At 45.6% G+C, this 21,528-nt stretch carries 19 protein-coding genes; 5 read left to right on the top strand and 14 right to left on the bottom strand.

Features of this window, described 5'->3' with window-relative positions; genetic code table 11:
• Positions 1 to 130: 130 nt before the first annotated feature.
• On the top strand, positions 131 to 2,767 hold the full coding sequence (locus R70331_RS29815; RefSeq protein WP_042181809.1) for a family 16 glycosylhydrolase: 2,637 nt from the start codon (positions 131 to 133) through the stop codon (positions 2,765 to 2,767).
• Between the two features lie 76 nt (positions 2,768 to 2,843).
• Here R70331_RS29815 and R70331_RS30865 read toward each other — a convergent pair whose 3' ends face one another.
• The 3 genes from R70331_RS30865 to R70331_RS29830 form a co-directional block, all read right to left on the bottom strand.
• Positions 2,844 to 4,508, bottom strand: coding sequence for a copper amine oxidase N-terminal domain-containing protein (locus R70331_RS30865; protein WP_052419273.1), 1,665 nt, complete (start codon positions 4,506 to 4,508; stop codon positions 2,844 to 2,846).
• A 215-nt stretch (positions 4,509 to 4,723) separates the two neighbouring features.
• The gene (locus R70331_RS29825; RefSeq protein ID WP_042181811.1) at positions 4,724 to 5,257 is read right to left on the bottom strand and encodes a P-loop nucleotide/nucleoside kinase family protein; all 534 of its coding nucleotides are present in this window, start codon (positions 5,255 to 5,257) and stop codon (positions 4,724 to 4,726) included.
• 12 nt (positions 5,258 to 5,269) lie between these two features.
• Positions 5,270 to 6,049, bottom strand: coding sequence for a hypothetical protein (locus tag R70331_RS29830; protein WP_042181812.1), 780 nt, complete (start codon positions 6,047 to 6,049; stop codon positions 5,270 to 5,272).
• Positions 6,050 to 6,317: 268 nt separating this feature from the next.
• Here R70331_RS29830 and R70331_RS29835 point away from each other — a divergent pair, with 268 nt between their 5' ends.
• Entirely contained in the window at positions 6,318 to 6,959 is a 642-nt protein-coding gene (locus R70331_RS29835) for a TetR/AcrR family transcriptional regulator (protein ID WP_042181815.1), read from the top strand.
• Between the two features lie 18 nt (positions 6,960 to 6,977).
• Entirely contained in the window at positions 6,978 to 7,907 is a 930-nt protein-coding gene (locus tag R70331_RS29840; RefSeq protein WP_042181817.1) for an alpha/beta fold hydrolase, read from the top strand.
• A 100-nt stretch (positions 7,908 to 8,007) separates the two neighbouring features.
• On the opposite strand, the gene R70331_RS29845 is transcribed toward R70331_RS29840, so the two are convergent.
• The 8 genes from R70331_RS29845 to R70331_RS29880 all read right to left on the bottom strand — a co-directional run bounded on the left by R70331_RS29845 (position 8,008) and on the right by R70331_RS29880 (position 18,164).
• On the bottom strand, positions 8,008 to 8,685 hold the full coding sequence (locus tag R70331_RS29845; protein WP_042181819.1) for a Type 1 glutamine amidotransferase-like domain-containing protein: 678 nt from the start codon (positions 8,683 to 8,685) through the stop codon (positions 8,008 to 8,010).
• Between the two features lie 104 nt (positions 8,686 to 8,789).
• Positions 8,790 to 9,710, bottom strand: coding sequence for a helix-turn-helix transcriptional regulator (locus tag R70331_RS29850; RefSeq protein ID WP_042181821.1), 921 nt, complete (start codon positions 9,708 to 9,710; stop codon positions 8,790 to 8,792).
• 52 nt (positions 9,711 to 9,762) lie between these two features.
• Positions 9,763 to 12,354, bottom strand: a complete 2,592-nt coding sequence (locus R70331_RS29855; protein WP_042181823.1) for an ABC transporter permease — start codon at positions 12,352 to 12,354, stop codon at positions 9,763 to 9,765.
• Entirely contained in the window at positions 12,351 to 13,034 is a 684-nt protein-coding gene (locus R70331_RS29860) for an ABC transporter ATP-binding protein (protein ID WP_042181825.1), read from the bottom strand. The genes R70331_RS29855 and R70331_RS29860 overlap by 4 nt, the downstream gene beginning before the upstream one ends.
• 24 nt (positions 13,035 to 13,058) lie before the next feature.
• Positions 13,059 to 13,997 carry a VanZ family protein gene (locus R70331_RS29865; protein ID WP_042181827.1) on the bottom strand — a complete coding sequence of 313 codons (939 nt, stop codon included), beginning with the start codon at positions 13,995 to 13,997 and terminating at the stop codon, positions 13,059 to 13,061.
• Positions 13,998 to 14,098: 101 nt separating this feature from the next.
• Positions 14,099 to 15,100, bottom strand: coding sequence for a sensor histidine kinase (locus tag R70331_RS29870; RefSeq protein WP_042183490.1), 1,002 nt, complete (start codon positions 15,098 to 15,100; stop codon positions 14,099 to 14,101).
• 3 nt (positions 15,101 to 15,103) lie between these two features.
• Entirely contained in the window at positions 15,104 to 15,787 is a 684-nt protein-coding gene (locus tag R70331_RS29875; RefSeq protein WP_042181831.1) for a response regulator transcription factor, read from the bottom strand.
• A 133-nt stretch (positions 15,788 to 15,920) separates the two neighbouring features.
• Entirely contained in the window at positions 15,921 to 18,164 is a 2,244-nt protein-coding gene (locus tag R70331_RS29880; RefSeq protein WP_042181833.1) for a U32 family peptidase, read from the bottom strand.
• Between the two features lie 65 nt (positions 18,165 to 18,229).
• Between R70331_RS29880 and R70331_RS29885 the strand changes: the two genes are divergently transcribed.
• The gene (locus R70331_RS29885) at positions 18,230 to 18,451 is read left to right on the top strand and encodes a hypothetical protein (RefSeq protein ID WP_042181834.1); all 222 of its coding nucleotides are present in this window, start codon (positions 18,230 to 18,232) and stop codon (positions 18,449 to 18,451) included.
• Positions 18,452 to 18,677: 226 nt separating this feature from the next.
• Here R70331_RS29885 and R70331_RS29890 read toward each other — a convergent pair whose 3' ends face one another.
• Positions 18,678 to 19,370: an ArsR/SmtB family transcription factor gene (locus R70331_RS29890; RefSeq protein ID WP_042181836.1), complete on the bottom strand. Its 693-nt coding sequence runs from the start codon at positions 19,368 to 19,370 to the stop codon at positions 18,678 to 18,680.
• A gap of 93 nt (positions 19,371 to 19,463) precedes the next feature.
• On the opposite strand from R70331_RS29890, the gene R70331_RS29895 reads away from it, so the two are divergent.
• On the top strand, positions 19,464 to 20,084 hold the full coding sequence (locus R70331_RS29895; protein WP_042181839.1) for a flavin reductase family protein: 621 nt from the start codon (positions 19,464 to 19,466) through the stop codon (positions 20,082 to 20,084).
• A 328-nt stretch (positions 20,085 to 20,412) separates the two neighbouring features.
• Here the strand turns inward: R70331_RS29895 and R70331_RS29905 are convergent, their stop codons facing one another.
• A complete protein-coding gene (locus R70331_RS29905) occupies positions 20,413 to 20,736 on the bottom strand; it encodes a DUF2834 domain-containing protein (protein ID WP_042181843.1) in 324 nt (107 codons plus the stop codon).
• A 211-nt stretch (positions 20,737 to 20,947) separates the two neighbouring features.
• Positions 20,948 to 21,172, bottom strand: a complete 225-nt coding sequence (locus R70331_RS29910) for an S-layer homology domain-containing protein (RefSeq protein WP_042181845.1) — start codon at positions 21,170 to 21,172, stop codon at positions 20,948 to 20,950.
• Between the last annotated feature and the right edge of the window lie 356 nt (positions 21,173 to 21,528).

Raw genomic sequence — 21,528 nt, forward strand, 5'->3', positions numbered from 1 at the left:
AAAACCAAAATATTGGGCCTGTATATAAAATTCTGTACCTTTTACCAGTCCAGCCCATTCGCTAGAATGAAGATGTACTATATTGTAAGCGGTTTCCATAATACCAGACTAATTCTAAAGGAGGGCAAGTATGAAACGAATGTATAAGGCTGAGCCCCGGTTCACGCGTAAGGTATGGAGTCTGTTTCTCGCGCTCGTAATGTTATCGGGCATAGGGCTGCTACCGGCTTCTAAGGTTCAGGCAGCAGCGACTACGGTATCGTCCATGGCTTATTTCTCGGCGGCAGACGGGCCGGTCATCTCCAAATCGGGTGTAGGACAAGCCAGCTACGGGTTTGTAATGCCAATATTCAATGGCGGCGGGGCAACCTGGAACGATGTATCCGGCGATGTCGGCGTCAAAGTGAAGAAAAATGGCAACTGGGTAGACATCGACAGCGCAGGCGGCTTCGTCTATAACCAGAACTGGGGGCACTGGAGCGACGGCGGTGCGAACGGCTACTGGTTCACCCTCGGTGCTACCACTGAGATTCAGCTCTACTCCAAAGCCAACAGCAGCGTTACATTGAATTACACACTGGCGTTCCAGAACGTCAACACGGCGACCATTACATCAATGGCTGCCACACAGGGGCCGGCGCTTACTGCAGGCTTTACCGGAAGTGCGGGCTTTACGTATCCGGTCTTCAACAACGACCCGAATCTTATCTATGCTGCAGTAGCCCAGGATCTGAAGCTGTCCGTCAAGCCGGTCAGCAGCAGCCAGTGGGTTAACATCGACAACAATGCGGCCAGCGGCTGGATCTATGACAGCAATTTCGGCCAGTTCACCGAAGGGGGCGGCGGCTACTGGTTCACAGTAACCGAATCCATTAACGTGAAGCTGGAATCCAAAACCTCGGGGGCCAGCCTGGTCTACACCATTACCTTCAATCAGCCGGTCCGTAATTCCTATGTACTGTCCGCCTACGACAGTAATACGACTTACACCGCTGATAACAGCGGCTCCATCGGCTTCCCGCTCCCGAAAATTGACGGAGGCGCGCCGATCGGCAGCGAGCTGGGCAAGTTCGTCTATCAGATTAAAAAAGCCGGTGTATGGGTTGATCTCAGCAGCTCCGGCCAGAGCGGCTTTGTCTATGCAGGCAACGGATACAATAACATGTCCGCCGCCAACCAGTGGGGATACTGGGCTGACTATATCTACGGCCTGTGGTTCCAGCCTATCCAGGAGAACATGGAAATCCGCATCGGCTATCCGCTGAACGGACAGACCGGCGGAAATGTCGGCAGCAACTATGTCTATTACAACTTTATCGGCAATCCTAATGCTCCCCGCCCGGATGAATCTGACCAGGAGGACATCGCTATCGGTACGCCAAGCGACCCGGCCATCGCCGGCATGAACCTCATCTGGCAGGATGAATTCAGCGGCACCGCGCTTGATACAAGCAAATGGAATTATGAGACCGGCTATTACATCAGCAACGACGTGAACAGCTGGGGCTGGGGTAACGCCGAGCTGCAGCATTATACCAACAGCACGCAGAACGTGTTCGTCTCCGGCGGACAGCTGAACATCCGCGCCCTGAACGACCACCGTTCTTTCCCGCAGGACCCTACCCGGTACGCGGAATATTCCTCCGGTAAAATCAACACCAAAGATAACCTGTCCCTCCAGTACGGCCGGGTAGATATCCGTGCCAAGCTGCCTACCGGGGACGGCATCTGGCCGGCGCTCTGGATGCTGCCTGAAGATGCCGCCTACGGCGCCTGGGCTGCTTCCGGCGAGATCGACATTATGGAAGCCAAGGGACGGCTGCCGGGCACAACCAGCGGCGCGATCCACTTCGGCGGACAGTGGCCGGTGAACCGCTACATCGCCGGCGAGTATCAGTTCCCGCAGGGGCAGACGTTCGCGAACGATTACCACGTCTATACAATGGTATGGGAAGAGGACAACATGAAATGGTATGTAGACGGCCAGTTCTTCTTCAAGGTCACCCGCGAGCAGTGGTATTCGGTAGCCGCACCGAATAATCCGAATGCACCGTTTGACCAGCCGTTCTACCTGATCATGAATCTGGCAGTCGGCGGCCATTTTGACGGCGGCCGGGTACCGGCAGCCTCTGACATCCCGGCCACTATGCTAGTCGATTATGTACGCGTGTATAAGGAAGGCACCGGCGGCGGTAATCCGGGTAATCCCGGCAACGTTGCGGTCAGCGGAGTCACGGTGACACCGGCCTCCCCGCAGATTGAAGTCGGGCAGAGCGTTCAGCTGGCTGCTAATGTCGCACCTGCAAATGCTACCAACAAGGCAGTCAGCTGGTCCGTTTCCAACCCGGCGGTTGCTTCCGTTAATGCCAGCGGCAGCATAACCGGACTTGCGGCGGGCACCGTCACAGTAACCGCCACAACCGCTGACGGCGGCAAAACTTCCTCCAGCACCATCACCGTCGTACCTCCGCCGCCCGTCACCGTCATCATCGGCGACAGTGTACGCGGCCTTAAAAAGACCGGCAACAACCTGCAATTCTACGTGAACGGCGCAACCTTCGCCGACCTGCACTACAAAATCAACGGCGGCGGCCAGCTCAATGTAGCCATGACCTCCACCGGCAACGGCAACTTCACCTACCCTGTGCTGAACCTGCAGCAGGGCGACACGGTGGAGTACTTCTTCACCTACAACCCGGGCCAGGGAGCACTCGACTCCCCTTGGCAGACTTATGTGCATGGGGTGACGCAAGGGGTGCCACAGTAAGGTCAGCAGCCGTGGTATGAAAAAAGACCTCAATTCCGCTCAGCAGAGCGTGTTGAGGTCTCTTTTTTAGGCAGGTTTAAGGTCTAACACTCATGATTTTTAACCGCCCGTTTTTGACAGCCGCCCAATAAACAGCTCCATCATAATATACCGGACGCTCAAATGAGTTAAGCGGTTGTCCGCCTAGTGAGGTTGCAGGGGTGATCACTGCTCCATCTTCAGATAACACCATGTAGAAGGTATCCTTATTGGTAGACCATAATATAACAATGCGGTCATTAGCCGATACAACCTGCGGGGCAATAACATCTGTATCGTTATAATTAGTAAGCCAGTGCACACCGTAGTCCGTCACACTTTCGAGCGGTGAATTGTCCCTGTCATTAATATCTGTTGAAAGAGCACCACTACGAACTTCTCCACCTATGAACATAGATGCAGAGACCTGGTCTGCTTGCGGGTCAAATAGTTGTACAAATAAATTTTGTTTCTCACTCTTTGCCTTTTCGCTTATTGACTTAGCAGATGCGCCAACCAAAGCGACACCCTTACTTGTTTCTGCAAGCCCTCCAAGCTGGGCAAACGTTGTATTCACTATATACATATCATAGTTTGAATTTGCTTCAAGATAGAAATGGAACAGTATTTCTGAGTCATCGCCATATTTTCCGGAGCTATTATTAACTCTGAACCCGCGGGCGTACGCATCACCATGACTGGCAAACAGAAAACCTGATGATTTCTTGCTGTAAATCAGGCTTTGGTTAAACGAATGTCCGCTATAGGTATCATTAGGCAAGGCATATGCCGACATATCGGATATTTTTACAGCAATGACATTATCGCTCTGATGGCCATCGTATCTCCGTTTGGAATGATAATTGACCAATATGCCATCTGATATAACAGATACGGAGTTGCCGCTAGCAAAAGGAACCTTAGTTTTTGCTGAATCAGCATCACGCCATGGCGTGGATTTTCCTACAAACCCGGTTGTTTTCAGCTCTTGTCCTTCTGGCGAGTATTTTGAAATAAAGACCGTTTCAATTGCAGCATTTTGTGTATCATTTTCTTTTCCCCAAACGACATAAAAGTTACCGTCGTCATCTGAAATGACATCCCCAAGAATAGGATACTTCACTTCTAAGATTAACGTTTTGCCGGGAGTTGTTATCTTAAGCTGATTACGATCGGCATAGGCGTATGCAAGGCCTTCATTCTTATAAGAGAACTGATGAACCGGGGAGATTTGTGCCCAATTATCTACTCCATACGCTTGTGTATTCTCCAGATCATCCACGATAATAGCGCCCTCTTGTTCAATAGAAAGGATCTGCTTAGCTGCGTTCCAGGTTACTTCATACCCCAGGTTCTCAACTACTGCACGTATAGGCAATAATGTACGTCCGTTATAAATCTGTGGCGGAACATCCAATTGAACCGGAGCTCCTCCGCTCACTTGCATTAGCTGGCTGTCGATTTGTAAGCTTAGCGTTGTATTTCCTTTACTTACAGTCGTAGTCTGGGTACTTACATCCCACTTGATGGTTGCGCCGATCTTCTCACAAACAGCACGAATGGGAACCAGGGTCCGGCCTTCAAAAATAACGGGGGGCTGATCAAACACGACTGCTTCCCCTTCAACGTTGACCTTTATATCCTTACTGTCCGCAAATGCGGTTGTACTTATCGCCGGCAGACATAACGATAATCCTAATAATAACGCCAGATACTTTTTCAAATCCTTCAGCCTCCAAGAAAAAATATACACATATGTAGAATTTACACTATCTCCCAACCGGTGTACACACTAAAAGTCACATAATACAGTAATGTTTACCGTGCTATTCTATGTCAAAAGATAACCTTCGCCTGTCTGCAATATATAACTAACGGCGGGTTCAGCTTAAAAAAGAACCTCAAATCCTCTCTGCAGAGGGAATTGAGGTTCTTTTTTCAATTCTCGATAACCCATTCGCCTTCACCCTTTGGCTCTTCAAAGCCGCTAAGAAAGGTATTTAACATTTCCTCTGTAATCGCAAAAGCAGCATTCGCATCAAAGCGCTCACTCCGCACCTTCAGCCGCCTCCGCAGCTCATCCGGGTGCACCTTCAGGTAGATCAGCTTCCACCGGCCCCCTGCCTCTTCGATCAGCCGCTTATACTTATCCCGTTCCGCCTTGTTCCAGAAGCTGGAGTCTACCACAGCCGGTTTGCGCTCGTTAATGCAATTTACAATCTGGTTATGCAGACTGAGATGCGCCTCATTCAGATACTCCCGGTACTTTTCCACAGGATAATCAATCCCGTACCGTCCACGAACCGACCAGACCTCTTCATCAATAGACAGGCGCGTGAAGCCGTACGGCTCTATCTGCTGCGAAAAGGTCGTTTTGCCAGCGCCCGCAATCCCGCACATCAGCACAACCAGCGGCACTGCAGAGTCGTTATCTGGGCCGAGCAGCTGCTCCAGGTCTGCTTTTTGTAGCATTGTATATCCCTCCTATCTGACAGTAAGCTTATGAACCAGGTCTCGTATCTCCGTACTTAGTCTTGGATTGGCAGGATACACCTCTTCAATAAACTCTAAAATGCATAGCGCCGATTCCGGTACATAATCGTATCCCTGCAGCATACCGCCAAGCTTGTCGGCAAAACCGGGGTATCGCTTCTCTAAACGGCGCTCATTCCCAAAGGGATCTGGAAAATAATCCACCTCCGGCTCCAGCAGATGAAGCACCGACAGAATCCGGTCGATCGCATGCCCCTGAATAAACCGGACAGCCGACAGACGCTCTCCCCTGGCATACCGCCCCAGACCCACATACAGGTTGGTTAATGCTTCGTTCAGCGGAAAGTCCAGGGAATCACACTTTTGACTCGGCAGCGGTCTGCGCGGTTTGGCTATGGCCGTGTTGTTGTAGAGCGGATTCTTCCAAACCACCCGGCCCTCCGTATAAGCGGCATCTGTCAGCTCCCGCTCCTCAAATATCGCATATTCCCCGTAAATCCCGTCCTCGAACAGGATTTTGCAGCCCACATCAGAGTTTTTAAAAGCATACGCAAGCGGATACGTCTCCTCCAGCCAATCCAGCCGGTCAATATACCTGTCCTTCTGCCCTGCTTCCACAATAACAAAAAAATCCAAATCCGAATACTCATCCATCCGCTCCAGCTCCACCCCCACCGACCCCACACCCAGCAGCAAAAACGCCCCACCCTTACGTCCGAGCGTCTCCCCAATCTCATCCAGCCTTTGTAAAAGTAATTCTGTCCGCTTCATCCTATATCCTCCCCAATGCCGGAATGCAAAAAGGGCCCAACCCACACTTCTCAGCGAGGTTGAACCCTAAGGTTACATTGCCTTTAATATTCTCATTAAAATTAGCATTGGTTAGGGGTGGATGTCAATTGGCGAGACAATTCCCCATCTTCCATGCAGTGATCTTTATACAAACAGACAACAGATTTACAAAAAAGAATTGATATTTATGCTTATCTATCTTATACTTGCAAAAAACATACCGATTGAATGTTTTTAGGAGGGCAACTTGAAAAAGAAATATACCGCAAAGGAAGTCAGAAACTTAATACTCGATACGGCCTCTGTTTTATTTATTGAGAAAGGGTATGAGCAGACTTCTATCAGTGATGTTGTTACTGGATTGGACGGTCTCACCCGGGGAGCTATTTATCATCATTTTGAATCCAAACATCACATTATAGTCGGAATCGCAAAAAGGTTTATACCCGAACAGGCTTTATTAGATTCTATTGATGAACGGGATGATCTAAACGGCTTAGAAAAAATCCAAACGCTTCTACTGGAATCGATGTTTAATGAGGATATTACACAATCGACAGTAATCTCATTGTCCTTGCTCAAGGACCCTACCTTTATTTCGATTTATAACACTCAAATGTGCGAAGTTTTTGTTCCAATAATTGAAAAGTATATTCATGCCGGCAATGCGGATGGCTCTATCCAAGTACCACAGCCGGCACAAATGGCGGAAATTGTTATTTTATTAACAAGCACCTGGTTCATTCAAGCATTATTTCCAAATACGGTTGAATTGTTTTTTGAAAAATTAAAAGCTGCCCAGTATGTATTAAAAGAAAGTGGAGTACATGTTATAAGTGATGCGGTCCTTACAACAATCGTCCAAAAACTTACAGAAGCTACTATGTAATAAAAGAAGGAGCACATCATGAAAAAAACGTTTACAATTGTCGGGGTCATTTTACTATCGGTACTAATCCTTATTGCATTGTTTTTTGCAGGAATTTTTATTAACAATAAGATCCAGCTGGGACGCGAAGAGAAAAAGATCGTTTCTTACGGTGAGTCCGTTGTTATAGACGGAAAAAAAATGAATTTTCAGATCTTCGGGAACGGCAGCAAGACTATCGTTTTGTTACCTGGCTATATGACAGCCGCGCCCATAATTGATTTCAAGCAACTGATTGATGAGTTAGAACAACAGTACCGCGTTATTGCGATAGAACCATTCGGGTATGGTTTAAGTGATGATACAGATAAGGAAAGATCCGTTGAAAATCTAACGGAGGAAATCCATGAGGTTTTGGTTGAGCAGGGAATTAATAAATACACCATTATGGCGCATTCCATTTCAGGGGTATATTCTCTTGAGTATATTAACAAATACCCGCTTGAAGTTGAAGCCTTTATAGGAATTGACAGCAGTCTTCCTTCACAAGGAGATGCTGCTGATAATGGCGAGGAGACCATTGAATTGCTAAGCAAGTCGGGACTGTTCCGCCTACTCTCAAATATAAACGCCGACATATTGAACATTCCGGATGTGGGAGCTGAGCTAGGCGAGCAGTATAAATATATATCACTTAAAAATATCGGGTCAAAAGCAACCATGAATGAAGGCAAAGCAATGCTGGAGAATTTCAATAAAACGGCTGACATACAGTATCCCAAGAATCTGCCCGTACTATATTTTTTGGCTGCTGAAAGTACGGAACCTGATGATAACTGGCTGAAGATTCATCAAGACATGGTTAAGAATAGTGAACGGTCAGCTATTGAAATAATAGAGGGCGGGCATTATTTACACCATACTCAAGCAAAACAACTGGCTGAGCTTACTGCATCCTTTTTAAAATGATTGTTTTCATTTCCTTTGATAGGAAGAATATAATGTGTCCGTAAAATAATTGCATGTTATGTGAGGTTAGCCGGCTTAATCCGGTTAACCTCATTTTCATCTAGAGTAGCTGGAGTGTCTCAACCAATTTCTGAATCTTTGAACGGGAGATTAAATATACAGGACCCATTATTTCTACTCTGCCGTCCTTTACACGTATAGCACTCTCCTGCTCTGCCGCATAAACATCCATTTCTTCAGACAAAGGGAACAGGTAGCCCTGAACAAACGTAGCGTAGTCGCGTTTAGAGTGAGATTCATAAGCAAAAGGATCAAAGCCAATACCATCATATCTTTTACCTGTTTCAGTGTCATCGTCTGCGTTATCCAATTCCATCCATTTTGCAGCCATGTTTAGCGCACCGGCGCTGGCACCCAATATAACGGCATTGCTGTTCTTAATAAGATCCGATAATTCATATTCCGCCAATAAACCGTTCTGCAAGCTAGGATCTCCACCGCATAAAAAAATGACAGACGCGTTTTGAATGACCCGCCGGGCCTCTTCCTTCTGCATGCGGTAATCAATAAAGTGATATTCATCAAAAATAAGGTTAGCCTGATGCAGCCATGTCCATTCAGAAATATCATCAAAGTTAATTTGCTCCCCTTCATAACCAGACGGCCCAGCGCTAATCATAACAAGTGATCTACGGTCTTGGATATCCTCATGCAAACAGTTAACAAGCCTCTCTGGGAAAAAATCATTAAACCAGCTGAAATAGTAGTGTGTATTCAAATTCACTTACCTCCATATGTATTATTTAGCCTAGTTGTAGCGGGCGTTATGTATTCCTCCCGTCGATATCCCTACTATAAAACACAATGACTGACACCAGGGCGTCAGTCATTGTAGGGTAAAAGCATATTTCGTATATATTGCTGCAGCTCTGCCCGTAATTCACGGGGCTCCAGCAGCTCGCACTCCTTGCCGAAGCTTAGAATGAATTTCAGCAGGCCCTCCTCATAAGGAAACGTATCCGACACGAGATAGAAGCCATCTTCACTCCGGCTAATCTTCTCTTTCTGAAAATATTCGGTAAGCTGCGCGCCAATCCGTGAAGTAAATCTTAACACAACCTGTATTTCCCGCTGCGAGTAGCTCTGCTCAATGACCTCGGCAATCCGGTCTGCTGCCAGCTCTCTTTTTTCAAAAGCCGGCCCCTGCTCCAATTGCCTGATCCGCACAAGCTTGAATCTGCGGTAGTCCCTTCTGATCCGGCAAAAGCCCGTCACATACCAATGGCCGTAGCGAAAGTCAATTGAGCTTGGCTCTACCGTACGCTCCAGATATTCCATATCCCTGTTGATATATTTGAACACGAGCAGCCTGTTATCCGTAATGGCCCTGCTTATGATCCCAAGGTACTCTTTAATTTCCTGCTCCATGCTGAAATGGGACATATCCAAAGTCAGTTTGTCCTTATCGGGCTCCGCCTTATAGGTATGTTCAACCTTCAGCATAATGTCATTAAAGGCTTCATTCCTGCCAAACAAGCCGTGTAAATTCTTCATTACCGTTACAAACGTATGAGCTTCATCCCGGTTTAAAAAGAGGCTGCTTATATTATAGCTGTCCATAATATAGTATCCTCCGCCCTTGCCGCTGGACGCTGCAACCGGTATGCCGGCTTCGCTTATTTTTTCGATATCCCGGTAGATCGTCCGCAAGGATACCTCAAAATGCTCGGCAAGCGCCTTGCCCGTTACCGTGCCTTTACCGGAGATGATCAGCAGCATGGAGAGTAGTCGATCGACCCGCATGATTGTGTGCGACGCTAAAGTAACGTCTCCTCCTCTGGGTGAAGTAAGTGAATCATATATTCTCTTGCTTTAATGCGTCAATAATATTCCCCTTTTTTACTTTAGCTCCGGAATAAACCACCGCAGAGCTGACAATGACAAATACACACACAATGACAGACAGAATGCTCATCCAGGGCAGGGTGAACCCATAGCTGAATTTGTTCGAAAATGCTTTATAGATCAGAACCATCACGGCGAAACTGACAGGAAGCCCATACAAGAGCGACTTGACCCCATAAAAAACACTCTCATAGTTCAGCATTTTTGCAAACCCCTTTGGCGTCGCGCCTACGGATTTCAGCATCGCGAATTCCCGTTTGCGAAGAGCCAGCCCTGTTGAGATCGTATTAAAGATGTTCGCAACGGAAATCGCAGAGATTAATACGATAAAACCGTAAGAAAAGACGTTCATCAGCAGAATCTGTTGTTCTTCGCTTATTCTGGATTGATATACATTGTAGACATTCAAATTGGTCTCATTCATCGCTTCAATTTCCTGCTGCGTTTTCACCGGTTCCGTGCTTTTTAAATAGAGGTACATCGAAGCGTTAGGCAGCTCCTCACCGTCTGCCAGCCGGTTCATGACGCGTTCCGACACGATCATATTTAACCCGCCTACGCCTACCGGGCTCATCCCCATCGGTGCCTTATCCGTCAATGCGGCAAATATCACTTTATTTGCCTTCGTTTCTTCCCCGCTCTTTTTATAAAAACTCGTTAGCTCGATATGTTGACCGATACTCGCATATATGGACTTCGTCTGAATATATTTCCCCGTATCTATATCTTTGTAATGAATCGTATCCATCACGATTGCAGCGGGATGATCCAGATCCGTAAGCTGTTCGTAATCTGCGTGAGCCGCTCTGGCATAGGCTTGCAGGCTCGAATCATTCAGTGCATAGAGTTTAATATCGTAAGGGTATTTCCCGTCTTGCAGCATGCTCTTATCCTGCTTAACCTTCTCTTGCAACTCGTCGGCGATGCTTGCTGCATCGACCCAAGCGTTCCCGATTAGCTCATGAATCACGTTGTATTCCGTGACGCCATCCAGAGATACGAGCGATTGCATCAACCGGTCATCTATTGTTGATCCATTACTGGACGACACTTCAATATCGTAATTGATGCCTTCCAGCGACAATGCCAGAGATTGTGTCAGGCCAGTCGTGAAAAACGATATCGTCAAAAACAAAACGATGCTGATGACAAGCGAAAAAAGAATAACATGATGTCTTCGTTTGTTCCTTTTTAAGTTTTTCAGCCCGATCTCTGCTTCGATTCCGAAGAGCTTACGAATGATCTTCGACGTCTTCACTGCTTTGGCCGTAAGCTTTACGTCAGTGGTTTGGCGAATCGCGTCCATGGGAGATACCCTGGATGCTTTAACCGCCGGGAGATACGCCGATACGAAAATCGTCAGCATCGAAACAAGACAAGTAATCAAGAGCAATAACGGCGTGACGATAAGCCTCAGCTTTTCACTGGTCCATAATGCCCCTTCAATCATTGTGTTCATGAATGAAAAGGTGATTCCGATTCCGGCAAGACCGCATAAGATGCCAATGGGAATGCTGATCAAACCAATGACGATACCTTCAAAAAATACGGAATTTCGCTTCTGCCTTTTCGTCGCCCCTACGCTCGCGAGCATCCCTAAATGGCGGGAACGTTCCGAGACGGATATCGCAAAAGCGTTATAGATGAGCCCAACCGAGCCAATTATAATGGCCCCCATAATGATTGCCGATAATGAGAACATCGTGCTGGATGAGGCTCCGCTGCTGGACAAGCCATAATAATGAAGCAAATCGTTATTATATTGGACAGTGTCAATTTGGTTTTTCTCAGCCAGCTTCTCCGCATGTGCGAACAAGAACGGATTGACCTGCTGCAAGACCACCGACGCATCGACCCGATCGTCCCCCCCGATGATATGATCATCGGCATAGCTAATGATCGCATAACCCGGGGCCCAAGCCGTTTCCCACACCGGACGTTTAATGAAGCCTACCACCGTATAATCCCTAATTATGCTATGCTGTAATGTCTCGGTCAATGTGCCGTCTTTCCTGCGCAGCGGTTCCGTCTGATCCAGGGGATGATCGCCCCCTTGTTCGAATCGGTCGCCGACGCGAAGCGTTAGACGGTCACCGATTTCGTACTTCACTTTGCCATTTGTTGCAACAGACTCGGAGATCACAACCTCCTTGTCCGTGTGCGGAAGACGTCCCTTGCTTATTTCAATCTGAAATTGTGTGAACCCTTGCACATCATATTCCTTAATGAACAAGTACGGCTTATTGGAATTTTGTCCCCCTTCTAATGGGGCATACCCAAGGTCTCTTGTGATTGCAACCGTTTTGGTTGCATCATCGCCCTGTATCGCCGCAAGCTGTTCTTTGGTTATATCTTGATACTTAATATGCCACTCCCCTGTATCTGCGATGGTTTGTCTGATCATTAAATCCGCAAAGGAAAAAATGAGCGTAATGACAGCGGTCATCATGGATACCGAAATAATTACGCCAAAAATAGTCACAAGTGTTCGTCTCTTGTTCTGCTTCAGATGCCGGATGGTTAATGTATTGACAATATTCATCGCCTTATCACCTCGTCCTTGGCAATCCTCCCATCTTCAATCGAAATGATTCTGTCGGCTTGCAGGGCGATCCGTTCGTCATGCGTGATTACGATCAGTGTCTGATGATAGGTCTTATTCAGCATTTTCAATAAATCGACGATCTCGCTGCTATTCCTGCTGTCCAGATTCCCGGTGGGTTCGTCGGCCAGCAGGATCGCAGGATTCCCGATGATCGCCCTGCCAATCGAGACACGCTGCTGCTGTCCGCCGGATAGCTGATTCGGCAGATGGTTTAATCGATGCTGCAAATTCAACGTATTCACAAGATCAGCCAATTGCTTTTGATCTACCTTTTGTTGATCCAGCAAGAGCGGCAGCGTAATATTCTCTTCCACCGTCAGGACGGGAATCAGATTGAAAAACTGGTAGATCAGCCCGATTTGCCTGCGTCTGAAGATGGCCAGCTGCGTTTCGTCCAAGGTATACATATCCGTATCCTGAACATACACTTTCCCGCCAGTCGGTCGATCCACACCGCCCAGCATATGGAGGAGTGTCGATTTTCCCGATCCGGAAGGTCCGATAATTGCGACGAATTCACCTTTTTGGACCGAAAAGGAAACATCATCAAGCGCCTTCACCGCCGATTCGCCTGTGCCGTATATTTTGGACAAATTTTCAATTGTTAAAATCTCCATTGTCATCCCCCCTTCCCTAGAGGCTCAATTCCAGGTATATACCATCTCTCTATATCCAACATCCCAAAGGGTTTCATTCCCCTCAATAGTTATCTTAAGCTCATTAGCCCGGGTGAGATAAAGGATCCTATTATCCGGCTCATGGAGCTGATCTTCTGCAGATACAGACAGGAGCTCATGCCCGTCAACGGTAACCTTAAGGCTGCCCTGAAAATCCTTATGATCAGGAATTCCATAATTCAAGCTAAGATACAGCTCTCCCTTATTGCCTAGCGAATACGTATATGTTTCCTTCTTTTTACCTTCGATGCCATACACATTATACTTAGGTGTCACGTCTTGACCGCCAATCTTAAGACGGTCCTGTTTGGTTCCCGTTAATTGATTTCCGGTACTATCTTCCCGTTCGTTGATCGCTACAAAAGGGGCCAACTCTTTGGTGAACACTTGATCAACTACTCCTAAGACCCCCCACACGCCGAGCATTAAGACAGCACCGGCAATTCCTGTAGCAGTGATATTTCTCCAGTAGTTTTTTGTACGGAAGCCAATCTGGTACGCCCCGAATCCAATAGCAGCGCCCAATGAGTTCTTTATGACGTCGTTCGTGTCAAAGCTGCCGAGGAATGTTAGTGCCTGAATGGTCTCCACCACAAAAATGGACAGGATAAACCCTGTCATGAAGCGAACAAAGCTGGTGCGGTATAGCAGCGCAAACAGTATACCAAAAGGTATGAAGGCTGCAATATTTCCAATACCCACCAAGTCCATCAGTGTCGGATGTAGAAGGTCGGATAGACCCGGCACCCTAAAAAAATTGTCCGGCAAAAAAATAAAGGTGTATTGACTGGTTAGATCTACCTTATCCGCTCTGCCGAAAGCAAAAAACATAAAATAAAGAATAATCAGGGTGTAGCCTATCGTGATCATAAAAGTAATCTTGCGCTGCTGTTTCATTTGCATGGTTGTACCTCCATCGTTCATCTGATAAATATCATTTTATCTGTCCAAAATGACTTTACAGTGACGTTGGAGGTGACAATTCAGTCACTTACGGAGTGCTGTTAAATCACATGCTTATAAAATTTGATCCGAAACTGTGTACCCGTCCTGCTGTCGCTCGTTACATCAATCACGCCTTTCTGGCTTGCAATGATGCTGTGAGCCATCGCAAGCCCTATACCGATGCTTCCTTCATTAGCATTCTTTCCTTTATAAAAGCGTTTAAAAATATAAGGCAGATCCTCTTTCGGAATGCCCTCTCCGTTGTCAGCAATAACGATTTCCGTAAATAGCACGTTGTCGGAAAATGTGATGGTAATCGCACCGCCCTCAGGTGTATGCTCCACTCCATTTTTCAAAATATTGATAACTGCTTCAGCAGTCCAATGGAAATCGCCGGCAAAAGAGACGTTGTCATCCCCCGTAATGGAAACGGTCTGTCCCTTAATATCCATCGGAATCATAACCGGATCCAGTGCCTTATTAATAAGGGTTTTCATGTGTATTCGATCTTTTTTGAACGGGATCGTTCCCGCTTCCATTTTCGCTAGCTTTAATAAGGATGAAACAAGCCAATCGATCCGTTCAAGCTGAATACGAATATGATGGGTGAACTCCGTTCTTTTGAGTGGAGGCAGGCCAGGGTCGCTTAACAGATCTGCCATGACTGTCATAGAGGTGATCGGTGTTTTGAGCTGATGTGAAATATCGGAGATGGCATCGGTTAGTTGAAGTTTGTCCCGCTGCAATAGCGACCGGTGCTCGGAGAGCATGCGTGTCACCTTGTAAATATCATTCTTTAAGATGCTAAGCTCGCCTTCCTGATTATCGCGAGGGTCAAGGGAGTCCTGGCCGCTGCTAATCTCCCGCAAATAAACGGACAGCTTCTCTAGCTCGTAATATCTCCGTTTCGTGAATAATAAAGCTGTGCCGGTAAGCAGCATGGATACAATAATAACGAGGGCTGCGGCGATTGTCGAAATGAAAGCAGCAATAACGAACGCCGATAAGCTGATCGAGCCCATGACGAGTAATAATATTTGATTTTCCCGATTACGCAGCATCATCTAATCACCAACCTTATAGCCTAAACCGCGTACCGTTTTGATCAGAGCCGGCTGCTCTGGATTATCCTCCAGCTTTTCCCTTAGCCTTTTGATATAGACCGTTAGCGTATTGTCATTCACGAAGTCGCCGGCCACGTCCCAGATTTGCTCCAAGAGCTGATTTCTGGTGAGGACCTGTCCAACGTGGTTCCCAAAGATTAGCAATAAGCGGTATTCCAAGGCTGTTAGCGAAATTTCGGTACCATTTTTATATACTTTGCCTTCCAGCGTATGGATGCGCACATTGTCAATGTCGATGACCGCTCCGGTGTGGGACAGCTTCTGGTATCTCCGCAAGACGGACTTGATCCGGGAGAGAAGCTCGCGAACCCGAAAAGGTTTGGTAATGTAATCATCCGCTCCCATATCGAGTCCCATCACGACATTGACCTCATCATCAATCACCGTTAAGAAAATGACCGGAATATCCCGCCGTTCCTTCACCAGCTTGCATAATTCATAGCCAGTTCCGTCTGGAAGCTGTAAATCGAACAGGCATAAAGTGAACTGATCGATGTCTTCGGCGAGCACCTTTCGGGCTGAAGCGGCATCATGGCAGAGAACGGTCCAATACCCCTCTTGCTGCAGCGAATATTCCAGTCCCGACGCGATCGTCTTATCATCTTCAACTAATAATATTTTCATCTGAAAATCATCCTTATGATTGGATTGGACTGAATTGGATTAGAAAATTACAATTTCTCCACCATAAAGCATATACCATGATCTTGCAACACACAAAGACCCCTTTCGTGAGGGGTCTTCAATTTTTCACTACCTATACAATCTCTTTATTAAAATGTCCTCTTGTGTCTGTTTCCTGATTAAAGACAGCATTATTCATTGAGCCATTTAATTTGCCTGAGGCCATATTAATCACTTTCTCAACCTGCTCTTTAGATTCAACTGTGAAGTTTAATCTGAGCGCCTCGATTCCTCTGATGTTTGGCAGCTCATCTAAAAGATTAAGCGTCTTCCCGTTAAGAATAGTCGTTGTGCAATCATCATGGGAAATGATAGGGAATGTTCCGTGCCCATCTTTTAACTCATAGCTCTTCGTTTTGCAAATTCTGCATTGATTCATTTTTTTCATCGGACAATATTTTGTAAACATCAAAGGAGCCTTGCCATATATAATCATTTCCAGCGCAGGATAGCCGTCATTTTCTTCATAATAGGCATTCATTAAGTCTTCAATCTGGCTCATATTCAATTCATAAGATAAAGTGACGCGTTTTGCGCCTAATTTATATAATTCATAGCAACTGGTAGCATTAATAACATTTAGAGAATAGTCCGTGACAAACGGATTGCTCTCTCTGTAGTGATAAATGCCGCCATATCCTCCGATTAGCAGCTGCCCTTCTTTGTCCTTATAATCATTCTGATTTCTTCTAACCACATTTTCAAAATAGATTTCCTTAATTCCACAGCTCACGCAAGCATCATACTGCTCCTTAGTTGTTACAGAGGCCGTAAGGTATGGTTTGACAGGGGCAAAGCTTATTTTTTCTTTTGCTTCCACAGCCTTGGTTCTTTTCTCTTGGCTGTTAAGCTTTAAGTCATATAAGCCTTGTACAATCTCTCTTCTTGCTGTATTTAACAGTTTAGCTGGAATAAATGCATTGCATTCCTCATAATTGACATGATTAAGTTCGAATATCGTATCATTTAATCTTGAGAATTGCTTGATTACCTGGTCTTTTGATGTTGGATTATTAATGGCTTCGCCCAGTATTTCCTCGCTTTCATATGAATAATTAAAGCCTAAGCCTTCCGCATTTATGAAAAGCTTTGAACCCGGACTTGCATATACTCTAATATCCAGGTTAAACCGCTTAAACTCTTTTTCCAGTGATGCTTCTAATTCTTTGTGGTAGTAATAATCCTTCGTTTTATATACTACATCTCCCGTAGACATCTTTTCTGTTACTTTGATATAGCATACATCATCTGCTTTGTTGATCAATTCGCCAGCTTTATCGTACAGCTTGGCAACCGTTAAATTAACATCTTCATTGTTATGGCTTATTCGGATTGTATCGTTTTGATTCAAAGTACGTGTAAGGGTTATTTCATACCTGTCTTTTTCAATCTTGCTGATTGTTCCAATTTCATAACCAAAGTTATTAGGTCTTGAGATGTTTGTAATATTTCTCCTGTCTTCGTGAAACAAATAGCCTTTAGTAAATGTTCTATTGAATGTTTTTTTCAGATTTTCTTTATCTTCTCCGGTTATTTTATGATCTAAAGCCCTGCGATATTTGGATACAACATTAGCAACATACGTAGGCGCCTTCATTCTGCCTTCTATTTTTAAAGAATCGATTTCTTTTAAATCATGTATGTAATCGATGGTGTTTAAGTCCTTAGTAGATAGAATATAGCTATTCCCTAAAGATGTATCTGTTGTCTTATCGATTAGCTCATACGCCTTACGGCATGAACCCACACATCTTCCGCGATTTGCGCATCGATTGCCGAGTAGTCCTGACATTAGACAATTTCCGGAATAAGACACACATAAAGCACCGTGAACAAAAATTTCTAAAGGTATTTCAGCTTTTCTTTTGATCTCTTTTACTTTTTCAATCTCAACCTCACGGGACAGAACAACTCTTTTAGCACCTAGTTCTTTAAATAATAAAGTTCCGTCTACATCGTCGATTCCCATTTGAGTTGAACAATGAGCTTCCATATCAACAAAGTTTTTAACGATATAATCGAAAGCTGTCAGGTCCTGGACGATAATGCCATCAACACCGATTTCATTTAATTCGCGTATCTGCTCCTTCATCTCTTCAACTTCGTTTTCGAAAACGATGGTATTCATGGCAACATAGATTTTAACGTCCCTCAGATGCGCATAGGTAACAGCCTCTCTTAACAATTCTAAATCAAAATTAGTGGAGTATGCGCGTGCACCAAATTTTTGCATTCCTAAGTATATTGCATCACAACCATTAGAAATTGCAGCTTTTAAAGCTTCCATACTTCCTGCTGGAGCCAATAATTCAGTCATTTTTATTCTCCTTATGACCCATAAATGATAAAAAATTGTAGTACTTGTGATACGTTCTCCGTAACATGGAACTGCTGGAGGAGATTATCCAGAAGAGCTTTAAGACGCTTGGACTGATGGAAGTGATCAAGGTGCATGAGGCAGCGCGCGAACAGGCCATCACCATAGCTATCCTTGAGTTTATCCCGATGGAGCAGCATGATGCTGTGACCCAGCGCATGGAGGATGTGACGCGCGGCGTATTACCAAATCAATCGGCTCAGGCAAAGCCTATGCACAGCAAGTAGCAAGAGAAGCAATAGAATATCATGTGTAATGAAAAAGAGAACACCTGCGATGGGCATTCTCCTTTATGTGGCTTGCAGTTGCTAGACTTTGATTTCAAAGGTTGTATTTTTTTTCATATCCAACCAATTTACAATTTTTTCGCCGCTACTTGTGGTACGGCTCTCCCTATCACAAACAACCCACGAACCCACTCAGGGGTATGCGGGTTACTTGTGTCTGTACTAATTAGGTATCGAGCTCAAGTGAGAAAATTTCTGCAATGCCTGTAATTCCCTTGGCAGTGATCTGGATTGCCCGGGTCTCAGGGAGACGCCGCAGCCAATCCAGCTCTAACAGCCGCTCCAGCAACGCATTCCCTAAGGCTCCGGCCAGATGATGGCGTCTCTCACTCCAATCCAGACATTTATGAGAGAAGGACCGCCGTTGTTGCTTAATACGGTCTACGTCAATGTCAAAATCAGCAAAGAACTGATGACCCTGTTCAGTAATAGCAAAATTGTCCTGATCTTCATGAAGAATGCCTGCTCCAAGCAGCGCTTCGGTTAACTGCACACCTAAACTCCCGGCGAGATGATCGTAGCAGGTTCTTGCATAGCGCAGCGCTTTATCTTCTGTAGATTGTCTTAACGACCTGATCTCTACGGGCGGGGCAATGGATAATAATGATTCCATAACCTGAGCAACTTCTTGATTCTGAATCCCATAGTATCGGTGCCTCCCCTGCTTCTCAACAGTAACTATATTGGCATCGACCAGCTTGGATAAGTGGAAGCTTGCCGTCTGAGGCTTGATTCTTGCTATATAAGCTAACTCACTCGCTGCATGGAACCTCCCGTCAAGCAGAACCGTCAGTATGGCTGCTCTCGAAGGCTCACTCAGGAGTGAAGCGATCAATGCTACATTTGAATTACCTTTCATATTTACCCCCGCTTTGTAATCCATACTTCGATGAATACTGAATTATTAACATTATATACTTGGAGAGGATAAACGAATAGGAGGCTACAAGCCATGGGCAATGATACACATATTCCAGATATACTAACGATTAAACCTAAAATCCTCTATTACGGGACGCCAGTAATTCTGCTGAATACATTAAATGAAGACGGGACGGTAAATATTAGTCCGATCTCATCCTCATGGGCACTAGGAGACTGTATAGTAATGGGGATTGGTCTTGGGGGAAAGGCGCTTGAGAATGTAGAACGGACTCATGAGTGTGTGGTTAATATCCCCGGACCCTCTCTTTGGAGAAATGTCGAACTGCTGGCCCCCTACACAGGGAAGTCTCCTGTTCCTGAACACAAGCAACAGCATGGTTTCTCTTACCACAAGGACAAATATGCGATCAGTGAATTAACACCTCTGGAGTCGGAGACGGTACAGCCTACACGAATACTGGAATGCCCGTTACAGATTGAGGCAGTAGTCAAAAATATTCGGATTCCAGAACATTCCCCAGCCTTCGCCATCCTTGAGGTGCAGGCGGTAAGGGTCCATGCCCACAAAGAAATGATTGTTGACGGAGAATATATTGATCCGCAGAAATGGAGCCCTCTGATCTATAACTTCCGGCATTACTTCGGACTGGGACATCCGCTCGGTAAAACCTTTCGGGCTGAGCTGTAGCTCATCGGATACGGCACATCAACGGGGCAATTACACATTGCCCACAATTGAAATAAGGACCGGCAGCACTACGAATGAGGCCAGTATCGTCCATACAATGCAGCGGGAGACTAGTGAAGGAGAGCTGGCGAAGCGCTCAGCGGGCGCTACCGAATTGACAGCGACAGACATGGATGCCAGAATGAGCAGCACTGAAAATAAGGGTCCCGTTATTTTCCAATGAGGTATTGTATGTACTTTTTTTTTCTAATATAGAACATTCCTCTATTATGGTAAGGTTCTCCGCGCTGTCTGTAACGGCAAGCCTTCATACAAAAACAGAATGATGTTATTTTAAAATGTTTTTCTCCAAGTGTAATTGTCGAAGAAACAAAAACAAGGGAAGAGCCAGTGAAGGACCTACCAGTAGCGTACCTGCAATCGGCAGCCATAAATATTTCATTCTCTTTCTGGTACCTTCTAATAGAATGAATCCTATAAGCACGATCGCGGTAACTAAAACATCCATCCATGCAAAAGCTCCGATACGCGTACTGGTTATGGCTTCAAATAGGAGAGTCAAATCGAGGCCGTTGCTCACGACCCAAGGGATGAATTGCGAATAGGGCAAGACGAGTCCCAAAAAAGATAATACTCCGTAAAAGTACTTCATTTATAACCCTCCATTATTTTGTAATTCCAAAAAGTCCGCAGCGCGATTTTTCAAAAAACTTGCCCCTACGTATGGTACGGTTCAGCTTAACGGGTCTATCGGCGAAAAATCAGGGCCATGGCTTATCCGTTCCTCCGCTAGATGCACTTCAATTTAGATCGAAGCAAGGTTGCGTTGAATTTAATTCAAAGCAACCTTGTCTATGTGTCCTTTACTTTTTCTTTTGCACTAACATTTTTAACAATATTATTACAACATCTGCGCCTGTAGCTTTATTTTCTGGAGCAAACTGTTTCGCACCTTTGCCTTCGATAATGCCCAGCTTGTTCATGGCCGTAACTGCCCATGCCGGAATATCCTTGTCATCCGCGAAGCTGGTTGTAACAGTCGCTTGAATGGACAGTCCTAGTGCGTTAGAAATTATACCGCGATTCAATCAGTGCATGCTCAGCAGTTCCATCTGAATAAGCGGTGAACTATCAGCCCTATTGGGCTTGCGAGTCATTTGTACAAGCAAGTGAACCGGCAAGAAGATGTCCATGCTGCTTATAGCCACGCCATTGGACTAAGCTCGGACGTTCTCGTCCGACAATTTCTAAGCCGCAAAATTTCTGAGATCGAGATTCGGCATCGATAAGGATTTTTGAGGGTTCCTGTTGAGAATGCCCAAATACCCTTAAAGTCGCCAGCTGCTAAATAACCCCGGGTGTAGATTGTTTTCCTCAAAAATCTACTTAAAATTGAATTAAATGCCGATATAAGCCTTACGTCAGATTTACACTTAAAAAAAAT

This window comes from Paenibacillus sp. FSL R7-0331, assembly GCF_000758645.1.
Classification (GTDB): domain Bacteria; phylum Bacillota; class Bacilli; order Paenibacillales; family Paenibacillaceae; genus Paenibacillus_AQ; species Paenibacillus_AQ camerounensis.

Coding starts and splice junctions, on each gene's coding strand:
- R70331_RS29815 (WP_042181809.1), top strand. CDS start 131: ATGAAACGAATGTATAAGGCTGAGCCCCGGTTCACGCGTAAGGTATGG.
- R70331_RS29825 (WP_042181811.1), bottom strand. CDS start 5,257: ATGCTACAAAAAGCAGACCTGGAGCAGCTGCTCGGCCCAGATAACGAC.
- R70331_RS29830 (WP_042181812.1), bottom strand. CDS start 6,049: ATGAAGCGGACAGAATTACTTTTACAAAGGCTGGATGAGATTGGGGAG.
- R70331_RS29840 (WP_042181817.1), top strand. CDS start 6,978: ATGAAAAAAACGTTTACAATTGTCGGGGTCATTTTACTATCGGTACTA.
- R70331_RS29850 (WP_042181821.1), bottom strand. CDS start 9,710: ATGCGGGTCGATCGACTACTCTCCATGCTGCTGATCATCTCCGGTAAA.
- R70331_RS29855 (WP_042181823.1), bottom strand. CDS start 12,354: ATGAATATTGTCAATACATTAACCATCCGGCATCTGAAGCAGAACAAG.
- R70331_RS29860 (WP_042181825.1), bottom strand. CDS start 13,034: ATGGAGATTTTAACAATTGAAAATTTGTCCAAAATATACGGCACAGGC.
- R70331_RS29865 (WP_042181827.1), bottom strand. CDS start 13,997: ATGCAAATGAAACAGCAGCGCAAGATTACTTTTATGATCACGATAGGC.
- R70331_RS29870 (WP_042183490.1), bottom strand. CDS start 15,100: ATGCTGCGTAATCGGGAAAATCAAATATTATTACTCGTCATGGGCTCG.
- R70331_RS29875 (WP_042181831.1), bottom strand. CDS start 15,787: ATGAAAATATTATTAGTTGAAGATGATAAGACGATCGCGTCGGGACTG.
- R70331_RS29880 (WP_042181833.1), bottom strand. CDS start 18,164: ATGACTGAATTATTGGCTCCAGCAGGAAGTATGGAAGCTTTAAAAGCT.
- R70331_RS29885 (WP_042181834.1), top strand. CDS start 18,230: ATGGAACTGCTGGAGGAGATTATCCAGAAGAGCTTTAAGACGCTTGGA.
- R70331_RS29890 (WP_042181836.1), bottom strand. CDS start 19,370: ATGAAAGGTAATTCAAATGTAGCATTGATCGCTTCACTCCTGAGTGAG.
- R70331_RS29895 (WP_042181839.1), top strand. CDS start 19,464: ATGGGCAATGATACACATATTCCAGATATACTAACGATTAAACCTAAA.
- R70331_RS29905 (WP_042181843.1), bottom strand. CDS start 20,736: ATGAAGTACTTTTACGGAGTATTATCTTTTTTGGGACTCGTCTTGCCC.